Origin of the sequence: Novosphingobium sp., assembly GCF_030696665.1 — a bacterium.
Taxonomy (GTDB): domain Bacteria; phylum Pseudomonadota; class Alphaproteobacteria; order Sphingomonadales; family Sphingomonadaceae; genus Novosphingobium.
On record NZ_JAUYRV010000035.1, the window covers coordinates 18,733 to 39,384 of the forward strand.

28 protein-coding genes and 1 tRNA gene are annotated in these 20,652 nt (G+C 62.6%); 4 read left to right on the top strand and 25 right to left on the bottom strand.

Translation table 11 applies throughout. The features are described from left to right. The first annotated feature begins 74 nt into the window (after window positions 1–74). The 3 genes from Q8R81_RS09355 to Q8R81_RS09365 all read left to right on the top strand — a co-directional run bounded on the left by Q8R81_RS09355 (window position 75) and on the right by Q8R81_RS09365 (window position 2,423). Window positions 75–1,397 (top strand): replication-associated recombination protein A, encoded by a 1,323-nt coding sequence (locus Q8R81_RS09355; protein WP_305617163.1) that lies wholly within the window; start codon window positions 75–77, stop codon window positions 1,395–1,397. Between the two features lie 7 nt (window positions 1,398–1,404). After that, entirely contained in the window at window positions 1,405–2,277 is an 873-nt protein-coding gene (locus tag Q8R81_RS09360) for a hypothetical protein (RefSeq protein WP_305617164.1), read from the top strand. Window positions 2,278–2,347: 70 nt separating this feature from the next. Continuing rightward, window positions 2,348–2,423, top strand: a tRNA-Thr gene (locus tag Q8R81_RS09365). 23 nt (window positions 2,424–2,446) lie between these two features. Here Q8R81_RS09365 and Q8R81_RS09370 read toward each other — a convergent pair. From Q8R81_RS09370 to Q8R81_RS09435, 14 genes are all read right to left on the bottom strand, one after another. Further along, window positions 2,447–2,839: a hypothetical protein gene (locus tag Q8R81_RS09370; RefSeq protein WP_305617165.1), complete on the bottom strand. Its 393-nt coding sequence runs from the start codon at window positions 2,837–2,839 to the stop codon at window positions 2,447–2,449. A gap of 47 nt (window positions 2,840–2,886) precedes the next feature. Continuing rightward, window positions 2,887–3,465, bottom strand: a complete 579-nt coding sequence (locus Q8R81_RS09375) for a hypothetical protein (protein ID WP_305617166.1) — start codon at window positions 3,463–3,465, stop codon at window positions 2,887–2,889. Beyond that, the gene (locus tag Q8R81_RS09380) at window positions 3,462–3,719 is read right to left on the bottom strand and encodes a hypothetical protein (protein WP_305617167.1); all 258 of its coding nucleotides are present in this window, start codon (window positions 3,717–3,719) and stop codon (window positions 3,462–3,464) included. Before Q8R81_RS09380 ends, Q8R81_RS09375 begins: the two co-directional genes overlap by 4 nt. Before the next feature lie 91 nt (window positions 3,720–3,810). Next, entirely contained in the window at window positions 3,811–4,395 is a 585-nt protein-coding gene (locus tag Q8R81_RS09385; RefSeq protein WP_305617168.1) for a lysozyme, read from the bottom strand. 18 nt (window positions 4,396–4,413) lie between these two features. Then, window positions 4,414–4,740, bottom strand: a complete 327-nt coding sequence (locus tag Q8R81_RS09390) for a hypothetical protein (RefSeq protein ID WP_305617169.1) — start codon at window positions 4,738–4,740, stop codon at window positions 4,414–4,416. After that, window positions 4,727–4,861: a hypothetical protein gene (locus Q8R81_RS09395; RefSeq protein ID WP_305617170.1), complete on the bottom strand. Its 135-nt coding sequence runs from the start codon at window positions 4,859–4,861 to the stop codon at window positions 4,727–4,729. Before Q8R81_RS09395 ends, Q8R81_RS09390 begins: the two co-directional genes overlap by 14 nt. After that, complete coding sequence (locus Q8R81_RS09400) at window positions 4,858–5,763, bottom strand: hypothetical protein (RefSeq protein ID WP_305617171.1); 906 nt, start codon at window positions 5,761–5,763, stop codon at window positions 4,858–4,860. The genes Q8R81_RS09395 and Q8R81_RS09400 overlap by 4 nt, the downstream gene beginning before the upstream one ends. An 11-nt stretch (window positions 5,764–5,774) precedes the next feature. Then, window positions 5,775–7,331, bottom strand: a complete 1,557-nt coding sequence (locus Q8R81_RS09405) for a GDSL-type esterase/lipase family protein (protein ID WP_305617172.1) — start codon at window positions 7,329–7,331, stop codon at window positions 5,775–5,777. 34 nt (window positions 7,332–7,365) lie between these two features. Further along, window positions 7,366–7,788, bottom strand: coding sequence for a hypothetical protein (locus Q8R81_RS09410; RefSeq protein WP_305617173.1), 423 nt, complete (start codon window positions 7,786–7,788; stop codon window positions 7,366–7,368). Between the two features lie 17 nt (window positions 7,789–7,805). Continuing rightward, window positions 7,806–9,758: a hypothetical protein gene (locus Q8R81_RS09415; RefSeq protein ID WP_305617174.1), complete on the bottom strand. Its 1,953-nt coding sequence runs from the start codon at window positions 9,756–9,758 to the stop codon at window positions 7,806–7,808. 1 nt (window position 9,759) lies between these two features. Next, window positions 9,760–10,176, bottom strand: a complete 417-nt coding sequence (locus tag Q8R81_RS09420; RefSeq protein ID WP_305617175.1) for a hypothetical protein — start codon at window positions 10,174–10,176, stop codon at window positions 9,760–9,762. A 101-nt stretch (window positions 10,177–10,277) separates the two neighbouring features. Beyond that, window positions 10,278–10,883, bottom strand: a complete 606-nt coding sequence (locus Q8R81_RS09425) for a hypothetical protein (RefSeq protein ID WP_305617176.1) — start codon at window positions 10,881–10,883, stop codon at window positions 10,278–10,280. Further along, on the bottom strand, window positions 10,880–11,485 hold the full coding sequence (locus Q8R81_RS09430; RefSeq protein WP_305617177.1) for a hypothetical protein: 606 nt from the start codon (window positions 11,483–11,485) through the stop codon (window positions 10,880–10,882). The genes Q8R81_RS09425 and Q8R81_RS09430 overlap by 4 nt, the downstream gene beginning before the upstream one ends. A gap of 66 nt (window positions 11,486–11,551) precedes the next feature. Beyond that, window positions 11,552–13,261, bottom strand: coding sequence for a hypothetical protein (locus tag Q8R81_RS09435; RefSeq protein WP_305617178.1), 1,710 nt, complete (start codon window positions 13,259–13,261; stop codon window positions 11,552–11,554). Window positions 13,262–13,324: 63 nt separating this feature from the next. On the opposite strand from Q8R81_RS09435, the gene Q8R81_RS09440 reads away from it, so the two are divergent. Further along, complete coding sequence (locus Q8R81_RS09440) at window positions 13,325–13,639, top strand: hypothetical protein (protein WP_305617180.1); 315 nt, start codon at window positions 13,325–13,327, stop codon at window positions 13,637–13,639. A 3-nt stretch (window positions 13,640–13,642) separates the two neighbouring features. Here Q8R81_RS09440 and Q8R81_RS09445 read toward each other — a convergent pair whose 3' ends face one another. From Q8R81_RS09445 to Q8R81_RS09495, 11 genes are all read right to left on the bottom strand, one after another. After that, on the bottom strand, window positions 13,643–13,813 hold the full coding sequence (locus Q8R81_RS09445) for a hypothetical protein (protein ID WP_305617182.1): 171 nt from the start codon (window positions 13,811–13,813) through the stop codon (window positions 13,643–13,645). Window positions 13,814–13,917: 104 nt separating this feature from the next. Then, window positions 13,918–14,283, bottom strand: coding sequence for a hypothetical protein (locus Q8R81_RS09450; RefSeq protein WP_305617183.1), 366 nt, complete (start codon window positions 14,281–14,283; stop codon window positions 13,918–13,920). Further along, window positions 14,283–14,714, bottom strand: coding sequence for a phage tail tube protein (locus Q8R81_RS09455; RefSeq protein WP_305617185.1), 432 nt, complete (start codon window positions 14,712–14,714; stop codon window positions 14,283–14,285). Before Q8R81_RS09455 ends, Q8R81_RS09450 begins: the two co-directional genes overlap by 1 nt. A 2-nt stretch (window positions 14,715–14,716) precedes the next feature. After that, window positions 14,717–15,112 carry a DUF3168 domain-containing protein gene (locus Q8R81_RS09460; RefSeq protein ID WP_305617187.1) on the bottom strand — a complete coding sequence of 132 codons (396 nt, stop codon included), beginning with the start codon at window positions 15,110–15,112 and terminating at the stop codon, window positions 14,717–14,719. Window positions 15,113–15,120: 8 nt separating this feature from the next. Then, window positions 15,121–15,627: an HK97-gp10 family putative phage morphogenesis protein gene (locus Q8R81_RS09465; RefSeq protein ID WP_305617189.1), complete on the bottom strand. Its 507-nt coding sequence runs from the start codon at window positions 15,625–15,627 to the stop codon at window positions 15,121–15,123. Window positions 15,628–15,632: 5 nt separating this feature from the next. Further along, window positions 15,633–15,872, bottom strand: a complete 240-nt coding sequence (locus tag Q8R81_RS09470; RefSeq protein WP_305617190.1) for a hypothetical protein — start codon at window positions 15,870–15,872, stop codon at window positions 15,633–15,635. Between the two features lie 125 nt (window positions 15,873–15,997). Then, on the bottom strand, window positions 15,998–16,558 hold the full coding sequence (locus Q8R81_RS09475; protein WP_305617192.1) for a head-tail connector protein: 561 nt from the start codon (window positions 16,556–16,558) through the stop codon (window positions 15,998–16,000). A 72-nt stretch (window positions 16,559–16,630) separates the two neighbouring features. Beyond that, entirely contained in the window at window positions 16,631–17,083 is a 453-nt protein-coding gene (locus Q8R81_RS09480) for a hypothetical protein (RefSeq protein WP_305617194.1), read from the bottom strand. A 54-nt stretch (window positions 17,084–17,137) separates the two neighbouring features. Beyond that, window positions 17,138–18,421 (bottom strand): phage major capsid protein, encoded by a 1,284-nt coding sequence (locus Q8R81_RS09485; protein WP_305617195.1) that lies wholly within the window; start codon window positions 18,419–18,421, stop codon window positions 17,138–17,140. A gap of 102 nt (window positions 18,422–18,523) precedes the next feature. After that, window positions 18,524–19,399 carry a S49 family peptidase gene (locus tag Q8R81_RS09490; RefSeq protein WP_305617197.1) on the bottom strand — a complete coding sequence of 292 codons (876 nt, stop codon included), beginning with the start codon at window positions 19,397–19,399 and terminating at the stop codon, window positions 18,524–18,526. Next, the gene (locus Q8R81_RS09495) at window positions 19,396–20,637 is read right to left on the bottom strand and encodes a phage portal protein (protein WP_305617199.1); all 1,242 of its coding nucleotides are present in this window, start codon (window positions 20,635–20,637) and stop codon (window positions 19,396–19,398) included. The genes Q8R81_RS09490 and Q8R81_RS09495 overlap by 4 nt, the downstream gene beginning before the upstream one ends. Between the last annotated feature and the right edge of the window lie 15 nt (window positions 20,638–20,652).

A 20,652-nucleotide genomic window follows, 5' to 3' on the forward strand; every position in this document is an offset into this window, starting at 1 on the left:
TCTAAGATATATCTTTAAACGAACTTCACAAGAGGCTGATGCATTTTTTTGCTGAGCGCCCTATCTGGGCGGCAATGGCCGACCTTTTTGCCCCTCCCCCGCAGGACCGACCGCCGCGCGAAGCGACCGCCGAAGCGCCGCTGGCGGACCGGCTGCGCCCGCGCGATCTGGGCGAGATCATCGGGCAGGACCACCTGACCGGGCCGGAAGGTGCGATCGGGCGGATGGTGGCCGCGGGCAAGCTCACATCGATGATCCTGTGGGGACCGCCGGGCACCGGAAAGACCAGCATCGCCCGCCTGCTCGCCGAGGCCGTGGGCATGCGCTATGTTGCGCTGAGCGCGGTGTTTTCTGGCGTGGCGGACCTGAAGAAGGCCTTCGCCGAGGCCGATGCGATGGCACTGGCCGGGCGGCGCACATTGCTGTTCGTGGACGAGATTCACCGCTTCAACCGCGCGCAGCAGGATGGTTTTTTGCCCTTTGTCGAGAACGGCACCGTCACACTGGTGGGTGCAACGACCGAGAATCCCTCGTTCGCGCTGAACGCCGCGCTGCTTTCCCGCGCGCAAGTGCTGATCCTGCACCGGCTGGATGCGGCGGCGCTGGGCACTTTGCTGGACAGGGCCGAGGACATTACCGGCCTGCGCCTCCCCCTCACCCCACCAGCGCGCGACGCTTTGGTGGCGTCAGCCGATGGCGACGGTCGGTTTCTGCTCAATCAGGCGGAAATGCTGTTCGACGTGTCGCTGCCTGCGCCGCTGGACCCTGAGGGGCTTGGCAAGTTCCTGATGCGCCGGGTAGCCGTCTACGACAAGGACCGCGAGGGCCACTACAACCTGATCTCCGCGCTGCACAAGGCGGTGCGCGGGTCTGATCCTCAGGCCGCGCTCTATTATATGGCGCGCATGCTGGTGGCGGGCGAGGAACCACTTTTCGTGCTGCGGCGTCTGGTGCGCATGGCCGTGGAGGACATCGGCATGGCCGATCCGCAGGCGTTGGTGCAGTGTCTTGCCGCCAAGGACGCCTACGAGTTTCTGGGCAGCCCGGAAGGCGAACTGGCGATTGTGCAGGCGCTGCTCTACGTTGCCACGGCGCCCAAATCGAACGCGGCATACATGGCGCACAAGGCAGCGTGGAAATCGGCGCGCGACACCGGATCGCTGATGCCGCCTTCCAACATCCTCAACGCGCCCACCAAGCTGATGAAGGACATTGGCTATGGCAAGGGCTACGAATACGACCACGACGCCGAAGGCGGATTTTCGGGCGCGAACTACTGGCCCGAGGGGATGCAGCCGCAGACCTATTATGCGCCGGTGGAGCGCGGGTTCGAGCGTGAGGTGATGAAGCGGCTGGAATGGTGGGACCGCAAGCGGCGCGAGCGCGACGGGGCGTGACCCGCGCATGACGCCGAACCGTTTCGGCCATTTCGTGGCTATCGACTGGTCCGGTGCGAAGGGCGAGCGGCACAGGGGCATTGCCGTGGCGATGGCCAGGCAGGGCACGGCCACGCCGCAGATCGTGCGGCCGGGCCATCGCTGGTCACGCGAGGAAGTGCTGGCCTTTCTGCGCGACGACCTGCCCGATGATGCGCTGGTCGGCATGGACCTTGGCATTTCGCTACCCTTTGCGGACCGGGGCGGGTTCTTTCCGGGGTGGCCGGATAGCCCGACGAATGCGCGCGATCTGTGGGCGCTGATCGATGCAATCTGTGATGGGGAACCGCACTTGGGGGTTTCGGCGCTGGTCGATCACCCAGAGCTTTCCGCGTGGTTCCGGCGGCACGGTGGGCGCGAAGGCGTAGCTTTCGGAGGCGGCGCTGGCCGCTTTCGCGTGACCGAACTGGCGCAGAGGCGGCTGGGCTGCAAACCCTATTCGAACTTCAACCTCGTCGGCGCGGCGCAAGTGGGCAAGTCCAGCCTTTCGGGGATGCGGATGCTGCACCGGTTAGGCGCGGCAACATCGGTCTGGCCGGTAGATGGCCTGCCAGACAAAGGGCCGGTCGTGTGTGAAATCTACACGACGATTGCCGCGATGGCAGCAGGCCGCACAGCTTCGCGATCCAAGATGCGTTCGGCTGAGATGCTGAACGAAGCGCTTGCGGCGTTGGGGTCCGCGCCTTCGGATCTGGCCAATCCGCTGGACGATCACACGTGCGACGCCGTGGTCACTGCCGCCTGGCTGCGCATCGCGGCGCACGATCCGCGCCTGTGGCAGCCGCGTGAACTGACGCCGGAGATTGCGCGGACTGAGGGCTGGACGTTTGGCGCGGTTTGAGGCGGCGCGGTGTAAGTGGTCTTGTGAAGCGCGATTTGTGCCGCTAAGGCGCGCGAGACGCTTCACGCGGGCCGGCTTAGCTCAGTTGGTAGAGCACCTGATTTGTAATCAGGGGGCCAGGGGTTCGAATCCTCTAGCCGGCACCATTTGAACCAGTGTTTTCAGCGGTTTACTGGTTTGACGATTTTGGCGTTTTGACGCGGTTTACAGGGGGCTGTAAACTTTCTTGCGATTTGGCCTCGCTGTTGCGGCGTATGGCACCCAAGGTTTCGGCCATGCTTTGACGCAGCCAGCGGTCTTGAACGTGGGGTTCTGCCAGCGTGCGAAAGACGCCCCGGCTGTAGAGGAACCGGTTCCACCCCTTGCATCCAGAGGTCAGTCGACAGCGGCAGCGACGATTTAGCAGCGAGTAGCTGCCGCCCATTTTGGCGCGCAGCGCAGGCAGATCAACTTCGCGATCAACGCGGCAGATGTCGCACTGCACCTTGATCACCGCGCCAACCGCAATCATCACATCGAGCGTTCGAACCCATGACGGAATGATTCCTGCTGTCTTTGCCATGCTCTGGAACGTAGGCAGAACAAACTTGATTCTACAAGGCGCAGGCGTCAAGGATCGCTTGACTGCTCCGCGCCAACCGCAGCGCCAGCGGCGATCAGCGCTTGTCCTGCGCGGGCACACATTGCCCCTTGCCCTGCGGCGGTGACGACTTGCTCCCACTCGCTGCGGGCAACGGTGACGAAATCTCCGGCGGGAGCGGGAACCACACCGGAAGCACCGGCATCTTCCACATCACCCACGGCAGCACGATCGGCTCTGGGCAGATCGGCAAGGCCGGGCGCACATCGAGGCGCTGGTTGCACGCGGTCAGCGCCAGCGCGGCGCACAAGATCGAAATAGGGCGTAGCTGTCGCATCGGAGATCCTTGCAATGGTTTCGCTCCGGCGCACCGGTTCGGCGTTGATCGCTGCCTGCAGTTCGGCAGCTTCGTCCTGCGCCTTGCGAATATCCTTGATGGTCTGCTCGGCCGTCAGCGCGCGCGGCTTCCACCCTTCAAGGCCCAGCAGCCCGCCCACCAGCGGCAGCCCGTGGATCTGCACCAGCAGGAACAGGCACAGCGCCAGCAGCGCGGCGATGATGCCCCCGGCAACCTTCATGGCCAGCGGCGCGAATACCCGGGCGATCACTTCTTGATCCCCGCTTCAGCAGCCTTCCGGCCAGCGACCGAACCGCCGAACTCATTCTGCACCACGCTCCCGCCCCATCCCATGACAATGCCGATGGCCAGCATCAGGGCATCGCGGTTTCCAGAAGGGATTTCGATGAAATAAAGGCCAGCCAGCCCAGCCAACCCACCGATTACGCACAGCAGGCCCACAGTGGCGCGGAATATCTCGCGCGGCTTCGGGGTGAGGTCCGCAAGGTCGAGAGGTTCGGTCATGTCCAGGCACTCCGGGTGCAGGCTGCAATGCCCGCGATGAGGATGAAAATGGTGGTGATCTCAAGGGCAGCGCGGCCCGCCTGCCGGGGTGTCACGATCCCCCCATGATTTGTTCGGCAACCGGCAGGATGTCGACCAACTTGGCCTTGCTGGTGTTGGGCAGGTATGACGGCTTCCGAACCGGGTAGACCGGGACAAGAAGACTCGGCCACACCGCATCAAAGAACAGCGCGGCATCCCGATTGCGCCTCGTCACAATCCCGGCCGGAATGTTCCATGCGAGATAACCCTTGCGCGCCGCTGCGATGTCACCCTCGCGCCAAGCCTTTACCCATGATGCCTTGCGGATAGAACCAGTGTTCCAATGGAACGAAAGCGCACCCGCAATCTCGTGCTCTTTCAGGCGGAAGCCGTCGAAAGCGCTCTGCACCGCTGGCAGATACTTCCGCCGCATGATGTCGATTGAGGCCGCAACAGCCGCTTCAATGGTCGAGGGATTGTCGATGTATTGGCGCACATTATGCCCGCCCGTCTCGGCAACGCCCAAAGCCCACGTCCAGACGCCCACGCTGTCCTTATAGGCTTCAAGCACAAGACCTTCCTCGTGTGCCACGGCCGCAACAATGCGCGGCGTCAACCGGAACTCGCGCCCCGGCGCCTCAACTGTAATGGTCATGGGTGTTCCCTTCCGGGGTTAGTCCGCGTCCCGCTCGGCGAGCGCAGCGGTTTCCTTCAGTTCGTCCAGCAGGTGCTTCGCCCGGTCCAGCACGGGTGCGCGCGGATCGAGGTCTTTTACCTTCTGCCAAAGCAGCTCGATGACGGTCAGCTGCTTCGCCCGCCGTTCACGATTGTCCGCGTCACGCTGCGCGGCCAGCGTTTCACGCGCCCGGCACTCGGCCAGTTCGGTTTCGATCTTGGTAAAGCGCGCTTCGATCTTGGCCCAGACGAACTTCACGCCGCCACCTATTGTGCCCAACCCGCCAACGCCCAAGGCGGCGGTGATCAATTCAGGTGAGATCATCGCCACCTATCCTTTCGTGCTTTACTTGGTCGCCATCGCGCCAGACGCGCCACTTGCCCGGCGCTGCGATGCGCTGGCAGCGGCCTTGTTCGACCTCGCGGATGGCTTCAGTGAGGGTCATACGAAAATCGTGTCCCCCGATGCCGTCTTGCGCGCCTGAACGCGGGTCCAGTCCGCATCCGCGACGGTGAGAGGATTGCGGCCTGATTGGCTCAAATCCTCGATCCAACCACGATAAAGCCGCGTCTTGTGTGTTGCACGGTGTGCGGCTGTTCCCGAAAGGCCGTTGAATGAATTTGGAATACCCCAACGTGGCTGCTTGGCCGAAAAGTCCTCGCTGTTGTTTGATCCGACAACAGCGGTTCCTGTTTGCTCCGCAAGATCAGACTTGATCCGAATCCCCATCCCTGCCGCATTCCGCCACGCTACGATTTGGCAAAATTGCCCGTAGAAGTTGGATGACATAGCGATGTCCGCCCGCGCAGCGGTAGCGCCCGCAGTCTGTCTGCGTATCGTCAAAATTCCAGCGGACTGCATCGCTATTGTCAGCAAATCGGCTTCCGGCGTCGTCCAACCGTTAGACCCGCTTGTGGTGCAAAAAAGCGGGGCGAGGGAACCGGAAGTGTTCCAGTCACCTGATGAAGGCATTCGCATGTAGCAGCAGATCAAAAAATAATCGTTGTCTGCGGCTGCGATTGATGAAAGCGAGCCTACTGGGCCTACTACTTCAATGGGATCATTTGTCGATCCGTTGAAGTCTATGCCGCCACCCGCAAAGGCGGGCGTTTGCCCGCTAACAATGTTCATCGCGCCATCGCCTAACTCCATCAGACCCGGAGTGGTGGCAACGTTCTTAACCACATCCCCATTTGTCGGCGCATCTTGGCCGGGCCAACCGACTTTTGATGGAAAGTCGAACAGGAACTTCACACCCCCATTGTCTCCATCGAGCAAAGGGTCGAGGCGGAACTTTTTCAGGCCAGCAGCGGTGGAAACGTTCGGTGACTTTATGAGAATCGTCATGGGCTTGTCCTTTAAGCTGCGGCAAAGAAGCGAAGGATGGCATCGAGCAATGCCCGCCCGCCTGTGCTGGGTTCTGGGTGGATCAGGTCCGCATTGAACAGCGGCGTGGCCCCTGCCGAACCGTACTCGGTCGGAGTGGCCGGGTCGCCAAAATCGCGCTGCGTATCGAGAAACGCACAACCCAATGCCGCTGCGACCGGAGCCGCTGCCGCCTTGTATGCAGGCATGGCAACCGCATTGGCAGGACGCTGGTTTTCGGGCGGCATAACAAGCAGCCGGTCAACTCCCGGAATTGCCGTCTGCAAGTTGGTCAGGACTATGTTTGCATTTTCAGCGAAAGTCGCCGCCGACGAAGAAGCACCCTGATCGTTCGTGCCGTGCATGACGATAGCAGTGTCGATGCCGAGCGCGGCTACAGCAGCCCGCCATGACGCAACCACAGCCTGTGTAGCAAGCTGCGCCATGCGCGATCCAGTCGCAGCCAGCTTATTCACCACAGTGCCGCTTGCCGTGGATTTCCAGTTGACACCTGCTGGGCGGCATTCACCCAAAACAACCCTGAGCCGAAGTGTTCCCGCCCCAGAACCCGGAACACCGGCCAGTGCAGCAAATGAGCAAGCCCCCACCGTTCCTTGGACGTTGATGGTAGCCCAACTTACCCCATCCCAAGAGTATTCCATCACGCCATCGGCGGTGCCGATCCAGAAGAAGTCCACACCGGAGAGCGTAGGGCTCGCGGGGAATGTGGCACGGATTTCATCGCCTGCGGTGGAACTGATTGCACAGCAAGTGTCAGGGCTTGGCACAGTCGCGTAGGCACCTGTCCAATTGCCGTTGTGGGATACTCCATAGGTGGAGCGCACGTTGCCGTTCGTGAAAGACGGTTGCGTTCCGCCATGCGTGTAGGGGCCAGCAGGCGAGCCAGAGATAAATCCAAACCCGGTCCACCCGCCGCCAGCATCGCCCATTTCAGCAATCAACGTGGCCGCAAGATCGCCCGAATATCTGGCGCGGTTGTGCGTAAAGCTGTCCCCGAAAAGGCCAATAGGGAGTTGAACAGCCTCGCCCAGCGCTCGTCTTCGCCGCTTGTAATGTAGGCGGCGAAGACGCTTCCCGTTGAAGCTGTCGAGTGGTGAACCATACGCATCGAGCGATTGCGAAAGCCGGTCGTTCAGCGCAGTGCGCGTACCTCGCGCCGCGATCACTTCCGCTGTTGCGTCGTCTTCGTCGGCAGCGGCAGCAGGCGCTTCGTAAAGCACGTTGCTCTCTGGATCGATAATGACCAGCGGCGAACTCTCACCAACCGTTTCTACGCTGGTTACTTCAAGGCCATCGGCCCGTGACAATGCGGCAAGCAAAATATCCCAATTTGCATCAGGCCCGACCCTGCCAACGATGTTGTCATCATCATCCTTGAAAACGAACAAATCGGTCGAAAGCCCTACGTCAATACTTTCGACAATTTCGCGTAGTTCATCCGCCGCATCCTCTGCACGGTCGGCTTGCGTGGTGGCCGCCGCTGCAGCCCGCCGTGCTTCACCCGCAAAGCCGCCCGGATTGATCGTCACCCGACTATTGTTGAACCGTACCACGGCCATCGGATCAAACCTTCCCTGCAAGAGTAAGCGCGCAGCCGAACAGCAATTCCTTCACGCCGCCGCCACTGGGCGTCAGGAACACCATCATCGGAAAATACTCGGCCCCGTCGCCGTCGCTGTCAGCAGAAAGCAGGCCGGTGCTGTCCGGGCTGCTGCCCGATCCGCTGGCCAGCGACAGGGGAAACGTCGTCACGTCTGCGTCCGCATCATATGTGTCGCTGCCCACAGCCACCGTCGCCAGCACGCTGCCCGCATCGGGCGCGGTGCGGATCGTGGCTACCAGCGTTGATCCCACCCAATCGCCCTCGATGGGCAAAGGCCAGTCCCACCGTTCGCCGCGCACAGCCAGCGGCACTTCATCCGCCGGCACAAACTTCTGCTTCGCCCGCAGCTCATTAAGCCACGGGTCGAATGTGGTGGTGGTCATCGCATTGCCCTCACGAATTATGGGATCTGATAATTCCAGTCGCCGCCGCCCCAGCCCGGAGGCACGGCGCCGCCGCCGCTGGTGCCCGTCCCGCCGGTCACATCGGTGGTCACCGTGCCCAGATAATGGCGGTACGGATTGGTGTTGCTATTCGCCGCCACGGTCGAAGTCTGCGTGGCCTTGAAGGCGGGCGTAGTGTCGGCCAGCGTCGGATCGTCGTAGTACACGTGATACAGCGTTTCGGGCGCCAGCGCGGTTGTGCCGTCGTCCTCGGTGGTCAACGTGGCCCCGGTAATGCTCACATCGCCCAGCCCCTGATACGTGCGGACAAAGCTTTCAATCGTGATCTCGTCATCGGTCGCCTGCAGCAGCCCGTCCAGCGGGTCGGCATCGCTGACATAGCTGATCGATATGGCCTGCTGCGCATAGGCTGGCGGCAGGATCGCCGCCGCGGCCAGCTCGTCACGCTCCTGCGCCGTCAGCCCGATGGTGGGCGTGGGCGGAGCCACACCCGTCTGACCAAGGCAGAAGGGGTGCTTTGCCGCCGTTTCGGTTTCCAGCGCCAGCTTGGTGCCAAACGTGGCCGGATCGCTGGTGCGCGTCCACACGATGCAATCCTGCTCTTCCAGCCCCATGTCGGGCAGATCGAAGGTCCAGCATTCGCCCGGCCGGATGAATTCATAGCCCGGCAGCAGCGGCAGTTCAGGGACGGAAAGTTCACGCGCGGCATAGATCCGGTACATTGCCAGCTCTGCCGCCTGGTTCACGTCCTTCACCAGATTGTACGGAAATTCCTCGGTCTTCTTTTCGCCATCCTCGGTCACCAGCGCACTGGCGATCACTTCCTCTGCCGCCACCTGTTCCCAGTTGCTGCCCGGATCGGTGAACTTGGGAACGATGGCATTGATGCGCTGGGCATAGCCCTTCATCGCGGTGATGCGCCGCGTGCCTTCAGCCAGCGCCTTTTCGGTGATCGTGCCCAGCGAAATGCGTGGTGCCCAGTAATGGAACGAAAGCTGACCACCTGCAAACACCGGCTGCCCGCCGCCTGCAATGCAGATATCGATCAGGTTCTGCCACCGCAGGTTGGCATCGCCCGGTTCAAACAGCCGGCCAAAGATTGTCCAGCCATTGTCTTCACACACGTTGGCCCAATCGGCCACCGCCACCCAGTCAATCGCTTCATCGGGCAGGCCCATGCCCATCACCAATTCACCGTTCTGGTACCACCCGTGTGCATAGGTTCCCGCAAACAACGCGGCCCGATTGCTCCATCCCCACGTATCGGAATCGTTCAGTCGGTGCGATCCGCTGCCGCCGCTGCGCGTGCTGTCCAGTCTGGGGTCATAGCACCAAGTCCATTTGCCATAAGCGCCCCTGACAATCTCACCGCTGGCAAAGCGATTACCGTCCTTGTCAAAAAACTGGTTCCACCCAATTGCCGGAAAGCCCGAAAGCTTCGAGTTGCTGTCCCACCCCGGCGCCCCACTGAAATGCGGCGTAAGTGCAGAAGCTTCTGGGCAAGCCCCCAACTGGGTATCGGTGAAGAGAAACCCGGAATACCAGCTGTCGATAGGAGCATAGGCAACATAAGGCGTGATCGAATCGATCGGCCCGCACCCGCTATATACTTCAACCAACCAGCGGTACGGATTGGGCACCTTGCCCACCGTGCCCCCATATGAGCGCCGATAACGCAGCACGCCGCCGACATACCCCTCGCCCATCACCAGCGGGCGCGGCGGGTCAACAGCCACTAACGTCTGCGTAACCGAACCCCGCGCCGGTGGGGCCTTCTGCAACACATTCGCGCCCACCGCCGCCACGCTGGCGGCAAGGCCCGCATAAGTGGCAACGCTCGCCGCCGTAGAAGCCAGCGCAGTCCCCGCAGCCGCGAACGCGCCAACGCCAGTCGCAACAAGAGCGACACCCGCCGCAATCGTGCCGATGACCTTCAACGCCTTTGCCACGTCACACCCGCCAGCAGCCCGTCAGGGCGTCCCTGTTAAAATCAATAATTACCGCTTCATCGGCATCCTCATGCCAGCCCAGCAGCTTGAACGGCGGCACGCACACGAACACCGCGCCTATTCCATCCAGCCCCGGCCCCGCCGCCAGATCGCCCAAGCGCATCTGCAACGGAGCCACGCGCGGCAGCATGCTGTCCAGCATGTCCTCCACCCCGGCCCAGCCATTGCGCGCGAGCGCCCGCTTGGCCCCGATGGCAGACCGGAACCCCGGCATCATCGGCGGCTTGTGCCCCATCGCCAGCAAATGAAACCGCGCCATGTGAACGCAGGTACGCCCCGCCTTCCACGCGAAAGTCCGCCCGATATAGGCATCGCGCGTCTTCGCCGTAGCCAGCTGCCGCCGCACCGGATCAGGCACCGGTTTCCCTGGATCAAACCAGCGGTCCCCTTCCTGATACCGACTTTCTCTTTCGTCACCCCGGGCTTGACCCGGGGCTGGGCTTCCTTCTTCAAGCCCGCTCACCGCTCCACCCCAACAAACCCGCCCCGCCCAAACATCCCGCCCGCCCCGTTATAGACAGACCCCGCTACCGGCGGCGCTTCCACACCCCAGGCATCGGGGAAAGTCAGCCCGGTGGCTTCATCGTGCCCCGTCTCGCCCGCCCAGACGCTCTTGTGAAACGTTGGCGAACACCCATTCCCGCGCCGCGCGGCAAACAGCCGCTCGGCCACAGATACGATGCCGTTTTCCAGCTCGCGCGAATTGTTGGTAAACTGCAACTCCACCTGATCCAGCGTGCCAGCAAACTGCAAAGTCGGACTGCCGACCACTGCGCACGTGGCGGCATTCCAATTGGCCACCCACCAATGGAACGGCGATTTCTGAAATTCGGGCTTGTTTAAATCCGATGGTGCAGCGCTGGCCTCCGGGCTGAACGTCAGCGAAAACGCCGGCACTTCATTGCCCACGCCCTCCGTCAATGCCTCGGCCCCGGTCACGCACCCGAACACCGCATCGCGGCCCCGAAACACGTCAGCGCCCCAAACGATCACCCCGCCATCACACAGCCGCACCGTGCGCGTCGGCAGCTCCAGCTTGATCAGGTTGCACTTGTGCCAGATCACGGCGCTTCCACCGCTTCCATTTCCTCGATGCGGAAGCCCAGGCCTTGCACCCGCCGCCCCACCGGGATCTGCCAGTTCACGTCACTGGTGATCAGCCCTTCGATCAGCGGCTTGGAAACCAGCACAGCATCGCCATCGATCAGCACCGTGCGCAGCGGGAAGTTGACCGGCAGCGTAGCATCGCCCGATCCATCCACCCGCACCGGCGCGGCCACTTCGTGCAGACAGTGATTCCCATCGGCATCGATCACCGTCACCCAATAGCCCCGCCGGATCATCACCCCCGGCGTCAGCCCCGCCACCGGCAACGATGTGCCAGCGGCCCCGCTGCCATCCACCGTGCCAGCACCACCGGCCTGCACCGTGCCGCCCAGCGGCATCGCCAAGCGCAACCCTTCACCCTTGGCCGAAATCATCAGCGATTTGAGCGCCATCGCGCGCTCATAGGTCATGGTCGGGAATTCCACCGTGATGGCAAAGCGCCCCCCCGGCGTAACCACCCGCCCAGCCAGGGCACCGCGCGAAGTCCGCACATCGAACCCACCCGCCAGCGGTTCATACCCAACCACACGCGGCGCATAGATGTCAGGAAGAATGATCACTTCAATCCCCTCCCCAACCTTCGTCACCCCGGGCTTGACCCGGGGCTAGGCTTACTTGTCTCACCATCACCGAAACCCGATCTGCCGCGCGTTGCTCTTGCCAATGCGCCCGATGGCCGTCTGCGCCCCCGCCTCCACGATCGAAGGCGCACCCAGCGCCACACCCTGCATCACATGAACGTCGAAGTATTTCGAAGGCAGCACCTGCACTGACATGCCCCCCGGTCCCGTCCCGTTGGGATAGACCGAAGATCCGCGCGGCATCGAAACGATTTCCGGCCCACGCTCACCCACCAGCGCCAACCCACCGGGATGGAACGAAGTGCCACCGGCGTAGGCCGGGATGCGCGGCGCATTGATATTGGTCTGCACCGATTTGCCGAACACGCCCATGCCGCCCAGCTGCAGCCCCACGCCCAGAATGGCCGATATGATGTTCAGCGCGCCCCCGCCCTGCACCGCGGTGGCAAGCCGATCGAGCGCGTTGATCGAATCCTGCGCCATGTCGCCAAACGACCGCGCGATCTGCACGTTGGCCACTTCCACCTTGGCGGCGGTCTCTTCAGATCGGATCGCGATAATGCCCTGCACGGCCTCAAGGCGGTTGGCATTCTCCCACGCCAGATCGGCAATGCTCTGCCCCTGACCTGCCCCCTGTCCGGCAAACGTGCCCGATGCGCTGGGCAGCATTCCCGATCCCACGAACTGCGAAAGACCGCCCTTGTAGACCGAACCGGTCTGCAACATCGGCGCGGTGGATGCCTTGCCCCAGCTTTGCGGCAGCGCCCGCTTTGCCACTGGTGCCGCACCGCGCCCAGCCTTGGCCTGCCGCGCCGCTTCGCTTTCGATCAGGTCAGGCACAGCAAGAATTGCGTTGGTCGGGTTGAGATAGGACGCCACGTTGCCGCCCGCCGCCAGCAGCTTGCCCACCGGCGAATTGCCGAACCGCTCCATCTGCTCGATCAGCTTGAAGAACGCGCTGACCATGCGGTCGATCTTGTTGACGATGGCTTCGATCTTGTCGGCGTTTTCCGCCACCGCCACGTTCCAGCGCATTTCCAGCTTTGTGCGCAGAAATTCCACCTTCTGCCCCGCTGCGATAGACTTGTCGGCCAGATCCTGCGTGATGATGATACCGGCCTTCTGGGCCTCGGCCGCATAGGCCTGCACCGCCGCGCCGTTGTCTTTCATCAGCGGGATCAGGGCGCTCGCTTCATCGGCCAGCGCCTCCATGTAAAAGGTCATTTCCTGCTGGTTAAGACCGGCCTTTTCAAGGCTGGACACATAAAGCTGCAACGCCTGCGGGCCAGAAAGATTGCGGAACTGTTCGGCAGTCACACCCACCTTGGGCGCAATCTGCTCGAAGAAATCCTTCATCTCGCCGCCGCCGGTCTGAAGGAACTCGCCAACCTTGTCGTTCACGTCCTTGAAGATATCGCCCAACTTCTCGGACTCGATCCCCACAGAGCTGGCGGCAAAGGCCATCTTCTGGAATTCTTCGATCGAGCTGTTCGAAACCTTGGCCATCTGGTCCATCGCCTTGGTATAGCGCAGGCTTTCGGTGACCATGTCCTTCAGGCTGCTGACGATGGCAGACCCGGCCAGAGCCGCGCCGCCCACGGCAATGGCCTTGACCGCGCGCCCAACCGCAAACCCGGCCTTTTCGGCCTTGCTGCCAAAAGCATCGATCTCGGCGCTGGCACGCTTCGCGCCCTTCTCGAACGCAGCCGTTTCCAGCCCCAGCGCAACGCGCAGGCGACCGATCATTTCCGACATGGTGGCTGGTCCTTCAAACGGTTAGGCGGTATCGCATTGCAACCATCCCAAGGGAGGCGTGCCATGCGTTCTGCATTTCTGATTTTGACAATCGCACTTTCAGCCTGCGCAACGCCGCAGGACATATACAACGGCGAAGTCGACTTTGACGAAGTGACAGCAAAGCCGATGGCCGAAGTCAGCCAGTGCATGCAGCTTCGTTATGCTTCTGCCCCGATCACCACGCCTGATGGTAAAATTGGGTTCGCAATCAAGAACGGTTTCCAGCAGGTGCTGGGCTTGATCACACTGGAGCCGGCAAAGTCCGGCACTCGCATTCAGGTGCGCCAAACCGGACAGGCAATTATCAACGCCCGCGACTATCGCAACTGCATGTAGCAGTCAGTTCATCATGGCGCGGTCCACCTGCTGCCACTGGCGCAGGATCCGCAATTGCCGTTCGGCTTCGGCGGCTTCGTCGTCTTCGGTTTTCGGTTCACCGGTCAGATCGTTGATGTCCAACCGTTCCAGCGTTTCAGAAGGATATCGGCCCAGCACGGTCTGGTGCCACACCGGCCACGCCCTGCGCCGCCAGTATCCCCGGCGCGCCGCATGGATGGTGCGCAGCGTCTGGTGCCAGAAGGCATCGGGCTGCCCGCCCGCCTCGCACCATAGAATCAGCTGTTCGTCCCAGCTCCACTCTTGCGCCTGTTGGGCGCGGGCCTCCTCGGACTCGGCGCTTTTTTTTTGGGTGCTTCGGGCAAGAAACCATTGAACGCTTCCAGCACGGCCACCTTGGCGGCATCGTTCAGCAGCCACAGCTCGCAGGCCTCGGCATAGGGAACTTCCATGTTGCTGCCCTTGGCCAGGCCATAGCGCAAGAGCGAACCCTGCAAACGCACTTCGCCCCAATGGTTCTGCAACTGCATGAACCCGATGCCGGTCTCTGCCTCCACCGCCATCAGCGTGGTAACATCGAAGGCTAGCTTCAATTCCGCACCATCGTGCGTGAAGCTGGCCTCGCCTTTCATCCTGATGGCCATCAGGCCGTTACCTCCTGCGTAACAGCACCGCTGACCTTGATCGTCATCGATGCAGTCTGCTTGCCCTTCACGCCCAGTTCGTCGGGGCCATAGCTGGTCACCACGCCCTGAAAGGCGCGGTTGTAAGTACCGCTGGCGGCGTTCACCGTGTGGATGAAGTAATAGGGCGCCGCCGCTGCCAACGCGGCAAGGCAAGCGGTGTCGTTAGAATCGCCTGCGATATAGTGCAGCGACACAGTCATTTCGCCGGGATCTACAACCCCGTCTGGCATGAACTCCATCACGCCACCGGCGCTGCCATGCGTGGTCACGTCCAGCGCATCGCGCGAAGTGCGCGGCGGGCTGACGCTGAACACATTGGAAAGCGTGGTCGAAGGCGGGCTCGAAGAGCCAATCTTCAGGACAACGCCAAAGGTCGGCTTGGCGGACATGGTCAGGTCTCCTCGTGGTAAAAGATGAAATCGAGCGACAGCTGGAACAACGCTTCGCCGCCGTCCTGTTCGCCCTGCGAAATCCAGTTTTCGCCTTCCAGAAAGGCGATGTGAAACACCGTGTCGCCCACGGTCGCGCCCTGCTCCATGCAGGCCAGCACCGCGCGCTTCAGCGCCGCCGCTTCGTCCATCGTGCGGCCCAGGCAATCGAACTGGACGCGCGGCCCGTCGAGCCCATCGGGCCCATCGTGCGAATATTCGCGCCCCGGCGAAACCTTCTGCAGCACCACCGCAGGCAGCGCATCGTCCCGGTTCCGCTCGAACCAGCTGACCGCCTCGTCGACGATGGCCGAAACCCCGGCATCGGCCACAAGCCGCGCCACCAGGTCTTCTTCCATCGCCATAATTAACGCCCCAACCGCGCGGCTTCTTTCGAAAGCCCGCGCCACAATTCATCGCCGATCCGTTGCAGCGCCACCATGCCGCCCTGCGAATCCCACGCCGGCCGCATGAAAGGCCGCGCCGCAATGCCCTGCTTGTGCCGCCCGTATTCCACGAACCGGCCATAGACATCGGGCCGCGTGCCGATCTGGTAGGAATAGCGCGCCGGCCCCAGCTTGCCCTTGACCCGGCTCTGCCGGTCAGACCGCCGTGGCCGGAAATCAAAGGCCGAACCCGAAGCATAGACCAGCGCCGAAAGCAGATCGCCACGCCCGCGCACGCGATCCACACGCACGCGCAGCGCCCGCTTCAGACGCCCTTCGTCCACCGGCACGCCCGCCTTGGCAGCCTTCAGAATTTCATTGGCCGCCCGCCGCAGCGCAAACCGCCCCACCTTCTGCGCAGACTTGGTAGAAAGCTCGAGCAGCGCCCGTTCCAGATCCTTGCCCCCGGTAAAGACAGACCGCGTCACCATCGTCAGCCCCTGTTCGCCGTGCAGGTAAATTCAATCTCATGCGGCACCGGCGCGCCGATCGGCACGCTGCCGGTGATGTCAAAGGCAATGCCTTCCAGCATGTGCCCCGCCACCGTCACCACGATCCGGTCCGTCACTAGCACCCCGCGCGTGTCCTGATCGGCCAGCACCCGGAACGTGGCAGACTGCACCGCCCCCTCCACCGCAGCAGACCGCCGCTCGGCCGAGGAACCCCACGTCACCGAAGCAAGCCGCGAAAACAGCTCCCCCCAATTCGCCGAAGCCCGCCCGCCCAGCGCAGACCGCCCGGCAGAATTCCGCTGAAACGAAACCCGCGTGTTCCGCTTTCCCGACGAAATATATGCCATCAGATCACGATCCGCCGCAGTGGCTGCAACAAGGCTTCAACGCCGAACGGCAGCACGCTGGTGATGTTGCCAACATTCACCGCGCTCCTGTTTTCCCACCAGAACGCCACAAGCATCTGGATCGCCTGCACCACTTCGGCCGGCGCAGTCGCAAAGCCGGTGGTGAAAGCCACCGTCACCGCATTCGGCACGTTCGCCGTGGCGGGCCAGCTTTCTTCAGGATCGCGCACAATGCGCTGCGGCGTGCTGACCAGATCAAGGATATAGACCCCGTCATCCAGCGTCTGCTCGGCGCGGTCCGCGTCAAGATAAGTCACCGCACCCACGTCGGTCACCGGCCCCAGCGGCAGCGCGATTTCATCGGCAAACCCATCCAGCGAAAGCGCCCACTCCTGCGATCCGATGGCCTTGCCCAGATAGTTCTGCGCATGGGCCGTAGCCGCGGCAATAAACCCCGCCAGCATCGCATCCCACTCGCTGGACTCGATCCCGATATAGGCCTTCACCTGCGCAACGGTGACCGGTCCACCGGCTGCCGACTGCGTCAGAGTAAGCCCCACATCAACCTCCACGAAAAAGGGGCAGACCAACGGCCCGCCCCTTCCGTTCTTTCATCCGTTCGCAGCCGCAGCTTACGAAACGATCTCGTCAACCGTGCTAAGGTCGCCCGCCGTGGCTGCGCCCTTGCGTGGGCTGAAGCCCAGCACGATTGCACCCGCATCACACGCCGCCGTGGCCACGGTCATGGACAGGCGGAAATGCGTGAAGCCGTTGGCCAGGTCGAGATCGGACTGCTGGATGTTGATGAGCGCCTGCTTGTTGTCATCGGTCCCGGCCTTGGTCAGCTGGGTGATGGCAAGGCCGGTCACATCCTTGGCGCCGGTGCCGCCGCTGCTGCTGGCCTGTTCGATCTTGGCGTCGACAGTGGCCGAGGCACCCAGATCGCCTGCCATGATGATGGCGAGGAACGAATGGAACGCAGCGGCAGAAATCCAGCCCGTGGTCACGGTGCTGGCCGCATAGGCATCGGGATCGATGACGCCGACAACGCCGGCCAGTGCCGACGGATTTGCATTGGGGAACATGGTTCGAACTCCCTAGAATGAGGTTGCGCCCGCCAACGCGGCGGGCGCAATGGATCAGGCGCGTTCAGCCAGCGCCACGAAGTGGCTCTTGGTCGCCGAACCTTTGGCCGGGGAAACCGGCGCGGAAAGCACCGGCTGACCGCCCACGCGGAACGTCCAGCGGAATGCCCGGACGTTGTGATCGAAGTAGAGGTGGATCGATTCGGCAAAGCTCACACCGCTTTGCTTGCGGAACGCCTCGTACCCATTGGGGTTGACCAGCTGCAGATCGCCCAGGTCGCCCACCGTGGTGTTGTGCTCGGTGAAATACACCGGCCGTCCCAGCAGCATGCCGCCCGGGGCATCCTGATAGTTGGGATACCACAGCGGCACGCCCGCATCGCTCTTCAGTTCCATCAGCGCGGGCATGCAGTCGGCATTTGCCATCCACACCGCCTGTGTAGGGTTGATCATCCGTGCGAACATCTGGGCCACATTCTGGCGGACGATCGTGTCAGCAGCTTGGCCCGATACCTTGGGCACTGTCACCAGCGCCGCCGAAGTCATCCACCCCTGCGGCTTCTCGATATAATCGCCCCACATGAACGCCTCGCCCGCCTTCCAGCGGATTGCTCCGGCTGCCTTGCGGGTGATCAGGTCGGCCGTGCGCGGCGCATCTTCCAGCAGCTCTTCCGTTGCCAGGACAAAGGCATAAAGCTCGCCCAGCTTGGTTTCGCGCGGAGTCAGCGCCGCCTTGGTCGCGGTCATCTGCTGGTTTTCACCGCGCCAGTATGCCTGCACGCCCGAAGAACCCCACGGGGTGCTTTCGTCGCCCAGGCCCACCACCCGGTTCGAACTGGTCGGCGAAGGATCGATCAGCGTCATAACCGGGTCATCGCCGCCATAGACCAGATCCACGATCTCCTGCCGGAACTCTGCCGGCACCAGATAGGAACCTGCAGCATCACCGGTTTCGGTGTGGACGTTGCTGGGCGCAGCAAGGCGTTCGTCCATGCGGAACGAACTACCCGCAGCCGGATTGGCCATACGCACCGCATTGGCAAAGTCCGCAATGTTGCTGAAACCGCCGTTGTCCAGCGCAGGCTTGACCGTGGCTGGCACGGTAGCCGGAGCGCCTGCGATCACCGGATCGAGCCCGATGGCGGCGACCGATGCAGAAAGCTGCTGGGCGCGCTGGATCTGGCTGGTGAGCCGGGTCAGCTGCGCCGCATCGGCGGCGTCGGCGGTTTCTTCTTCGGCAGTAAGTTCGCGGTTTTCATCGATAGCCGCCTGAAGACGGGTCTGCTGGCGCTGGGCTACCGTGCGCGCCTCATTCTGCAGAACTGCAATGTTCAGCATGGTTCAATCCTTCGTTGTAACGGGCGCGCGCGCCCAATGAAAAAGGCGGCACCATGCCGCCCCCTCCGCCTTCCATTCGGAAGCTCTTGCTGGTCGAGGCTGTCAGATACCTGCCATCGCCTCGGCCACCGCCGCCTGCCGCTTCATCAGCGACAGCCGCGCACGGCTTGAACTGTACTTGGCCACCACATCGCGCAGCGTCATCACGCCATCAATGGTGCCGTTGGCGGCGGCCTTGGTCGCCGAAAAGGTTTTGCCTGTGCCGTGGATATTGGCTACCTGCGCGACAGAAATCCCTCGCCCGCGCGCAATCGCAGCTACAAAATTGCCGTTGTATTCGTCGACAAGTGCCTGCAACCAAGCACGGTCTTCATCGGCAAGCGGGCCATAGGAATGGCCTGCGATCTTGTCGGGATGGGATGCGATCAGCGTGGTTTTCAGGCCCAGCTTTTCTTCTAGGCCCGACTGGTCAACATGCCCGGACCGCACACCCACGCTGCCAACTTCACCGCTGGGCGTGGCAAAGAACGCACTGGCCTGCGTCGCCAGCCAATGCGCGGCAGAATAGGCATAGGTATTGGCAACCGCCACCACCGGCTTCGATGCGCGCGCTTCATAGATCGCGTCACCCGCTTCCTGCGTGCCGAACACGTAGCCTCCCGGGCTATGAATATCGAGAACGATGGCACCGATCTTGGGATCGGCAGCCAAGCTGCGGATCCGCTCGGCCAGAACATTGGTTTCAGTGCGCGCACCCATACCAACTGGGCCAATCATGCCACGAATGGGCACGATCGCCGTGGCACCTTCACGGATTGGATCGGGATTGGCGGCCTCTGCAGGGCCACGCCCAAAAGCCGCCACCAACTGCTGCACTGAAGTCGGCATGATCGCCTCAAGCGTGTTCTGCTTCAGCCATGCATCCAGATAGGCCGGGTGCATCGCAAACAGCGTGCCAGCCACCGCAAGTCGCGTCATGGGGTCAGTTCCTTCAAAAGCTGTTCAAGACCGGCCACCGCCTTGGCCTGTTCGCCTTCCGGCAATGCCATCAGCGCCGCCACGATCTGCGCCACGCCATCCTGCGGCGCGGTCTGGCCACCGGTCACCGTATCGGCAGCGCGGTTGCTGTTAAGCGGCGCGCGCGGATCTTCTGACCAGTCTTCACCATAGGCAGGCAGGTCGAACCAGTTCACGCGAATGTCGTCGATCGAATGCGTGCCCGCCGTGCGCGCCAGCACCGCATTGCGGAACTGGGTGGCGCTGTCGCCGCGCAGCAGACTGTCCAGATTGAACCGCGCCCGGATGCCCTGTGCCTTCATGTCCGGGGGCAGCAAACGCACCGAAATGGCCTGCTCGATCCTGCGCACCCACGGGCGCATCGTGTACTTCACAAACGCCAGCGCTTCCTGCTCCTGGCTGCCCGCGTTGCCCGCATCCTCGGCAATCATCGACCGGGGAATGTGCCAATACCGCGCCATCTCCATCGTGCGCTGCTTGATCAGCTCGGTGGTCTGGGCATCGGCATTGGTGCCCTGCGTCTGCGAAAAGGTCAGCCCCTGTTCCAGAACCGGAATGCCGCCGTTCTTCCAGCGGGCAATCCCTTCGCGCAGATGCGCAATCGATTCATCGGTCAGCTTGTGGTCGGTCGATAGCATCCCGGCAAAGCGCAAGTTGTTCTTGAAGAACGACCGCGCCCCCAGTTCCAACGCCAGCGCAAATTCGATCGATCCCTTGGCCTGCTGCCACGGCACCAGCGGCTTGGCTGTGCTGTCGGCCAGCCCGGAAAACCAGAACAGCTGCTGCGGCACGAACTGACGGCGCACACCATCAGCCGTGTAATCGACCGAGAATGACCGGTCCCGCCACGTTACCGAAGTGCCGCGCGGATCCAGTGGCCACAACTCCACGTTGTCCAGCCCCACCGTTGGTTCGGCAAAGGCAATCCCGCGCAGCGCTGCCGTATAGGCCATGCTTGCCCAGAATTCCGCCGCCGTCTGCATCGGGTTGGGTTCCAGCCCGATCACTTCGCCCATCGAAAGGCTGACCGCATTGTTGCGCGCATCAACAAACCCGCTCTGCAGGCTCCCCACCGCCTCGGCGATGATCGAGCAGCAGAAATACACCGCCGAAGCCCGCGCCGCCTGCTCGGCCATGTTAACATCGGAAGTCTGCGCCAGAAACGAAACCCATTCGTCACCCAGCGCCGACCGATCCATGACATTCGTCGGTGA

What these genes read in the sequence shown, in the direction of transcription:
- Q8R81_RS09400 (WP_305617171.1), bottom strand. Translation starts at nt 5,763, where the DNA reads ATGACGATTCTCATAAAGTCACCGAACGTTTCCACCGCTGCTGGCCTG.
- Q8R81_RS09440 (WP_305617180.1), top strand. Translation starts at nt 13,325, where the DNA reads ATGCGTTCTGCATTTCTGATTTTGACAATCGCACTTTCAGCCTGCGCA.
- Q8R81_RS09355 (WP_305617163.1), top strand. Translation starts at nt 75, where the DNA reads ATGGCCGACCTTTTTGCCCCTCCCCCGCAGGACCGACCGCCGCGCGAA.
- Q8R81_RS09450 (WP_305617183.1), bottom strand. Translation starts at nt 14,283, where the DNA reads ATGGCCATCAGGATGAAAGGCGAGGCCAGCTTCACGCACGATGGTGCG.
- Q8R81_RS09435 (WP_305617178.1), bottom strand. Translation starts at nt 13,261, where the DNA reads ATGTCGGAAATGATCGGTCGCCTGCGCGTTGCGCTGGGGCTGGAAACG.
- Q8R81_RS09385 (WP_305617168.1), bottom strand. Translation starts at nt 4,395, where the DNA reads ATGACCATTACAGTTGAGGCGCCGGGGCGCGAGTTCCGGTTGACGCCG.
- Q8R81_RS09485 (WP_305617195.1), bottom strand. Translation starts at nt 18,421, where the DNA reads ATGCTGAACATTGCAGTTCTGCAGAATGAGGCGCGCACGGTAGCCCAG.
- Q8R81_RS09480 (WP_305617194.1), bottom strand. Translation starts at nt 17,083, where the DNA reads ATGTTCCCCAATGCAAATCCGTCGGCACTGGCCGGCGTTGTCGGCGTC.
- Q8R81_RS09460 (WP_305617187.1), bottom strand. Translation starts at nt 15,112, where the DNA reads ATGGAAGAAGACCTGGTGGCGCGGCTTGTGGCCGATGCCGGGGTTTCG.
- Q8R81_RS09380 (WP_305617167.1), bottom strand. Translation starts at nt 3,719, where the DNA reads ATGACCGAACCTCTCGACCTTGCGGACCTCACCCCGAAGCCGCGCGAG.
- Q8R81_RS09495 (WP_305617199.1), bottom strand. Translation starts at nt 20,637, where the DNA reads ATGGATCGGTCGGCGCTGGGTGACGAATGGGTTTCGTTTCTGGCGCAG.
- Q8R81_RS09490 (WP_305617197.1), bottom strand. Translation starts at nt 19,399, where the DNA reads ATGACGCGACTTGCGGTGGCTGGCACGCTGTTTGCGATGCACCCGGCC.
- Q8R81_RS09395 (WP_305617170.1), bottom strand. Translation starts at nt 4,861, where the DNA reads ATGACCCTCACTGAAGCCATCCGCGAGGTCGAACAAGGCCGCTGCCAG.
- Q8R81_RS09390 (WP_305617169.1), bottom strand. Translation starts at nt 4,740, where the DNA reads ATGATCTCACCTGAATTGATCACCGCCGCCTTGGGCGTTGGCGGGTTG.
- Q8R81_RS09370 (WP_305617165.1), bottom strand. Translation starts at nt 2,839, where the DNA reads ATGGCAAAGACAGCAGGAATCATTCCGTCATGGGTTCGAACGCTCGAT.
- Q8R81_RS09455 (WP_305617185.1), bottom strand. Translation starts at nt 14,714, where the DNA reads ATGTCCGCCAAGCCGACCTTTGGCGTTGTCCTGAAGATTGGCTCTTCG.
- Q8R81_RS09410 (WP_305617173.1), bottom strand. Translation starts at nt 7,788, where the DNA reads ATGACCACCACCACATTCGACCCGTGGCTTAATGAGCTGCGGGCGAAG.
- Q8R81_RS09360 (WP_305617164.1), top strand. Translation starts at nt 1,405, where the DNA reads ATGACGCCGAACCGTTTCGGCCATTTCGTGGCTATCGACTGGTCCGGT.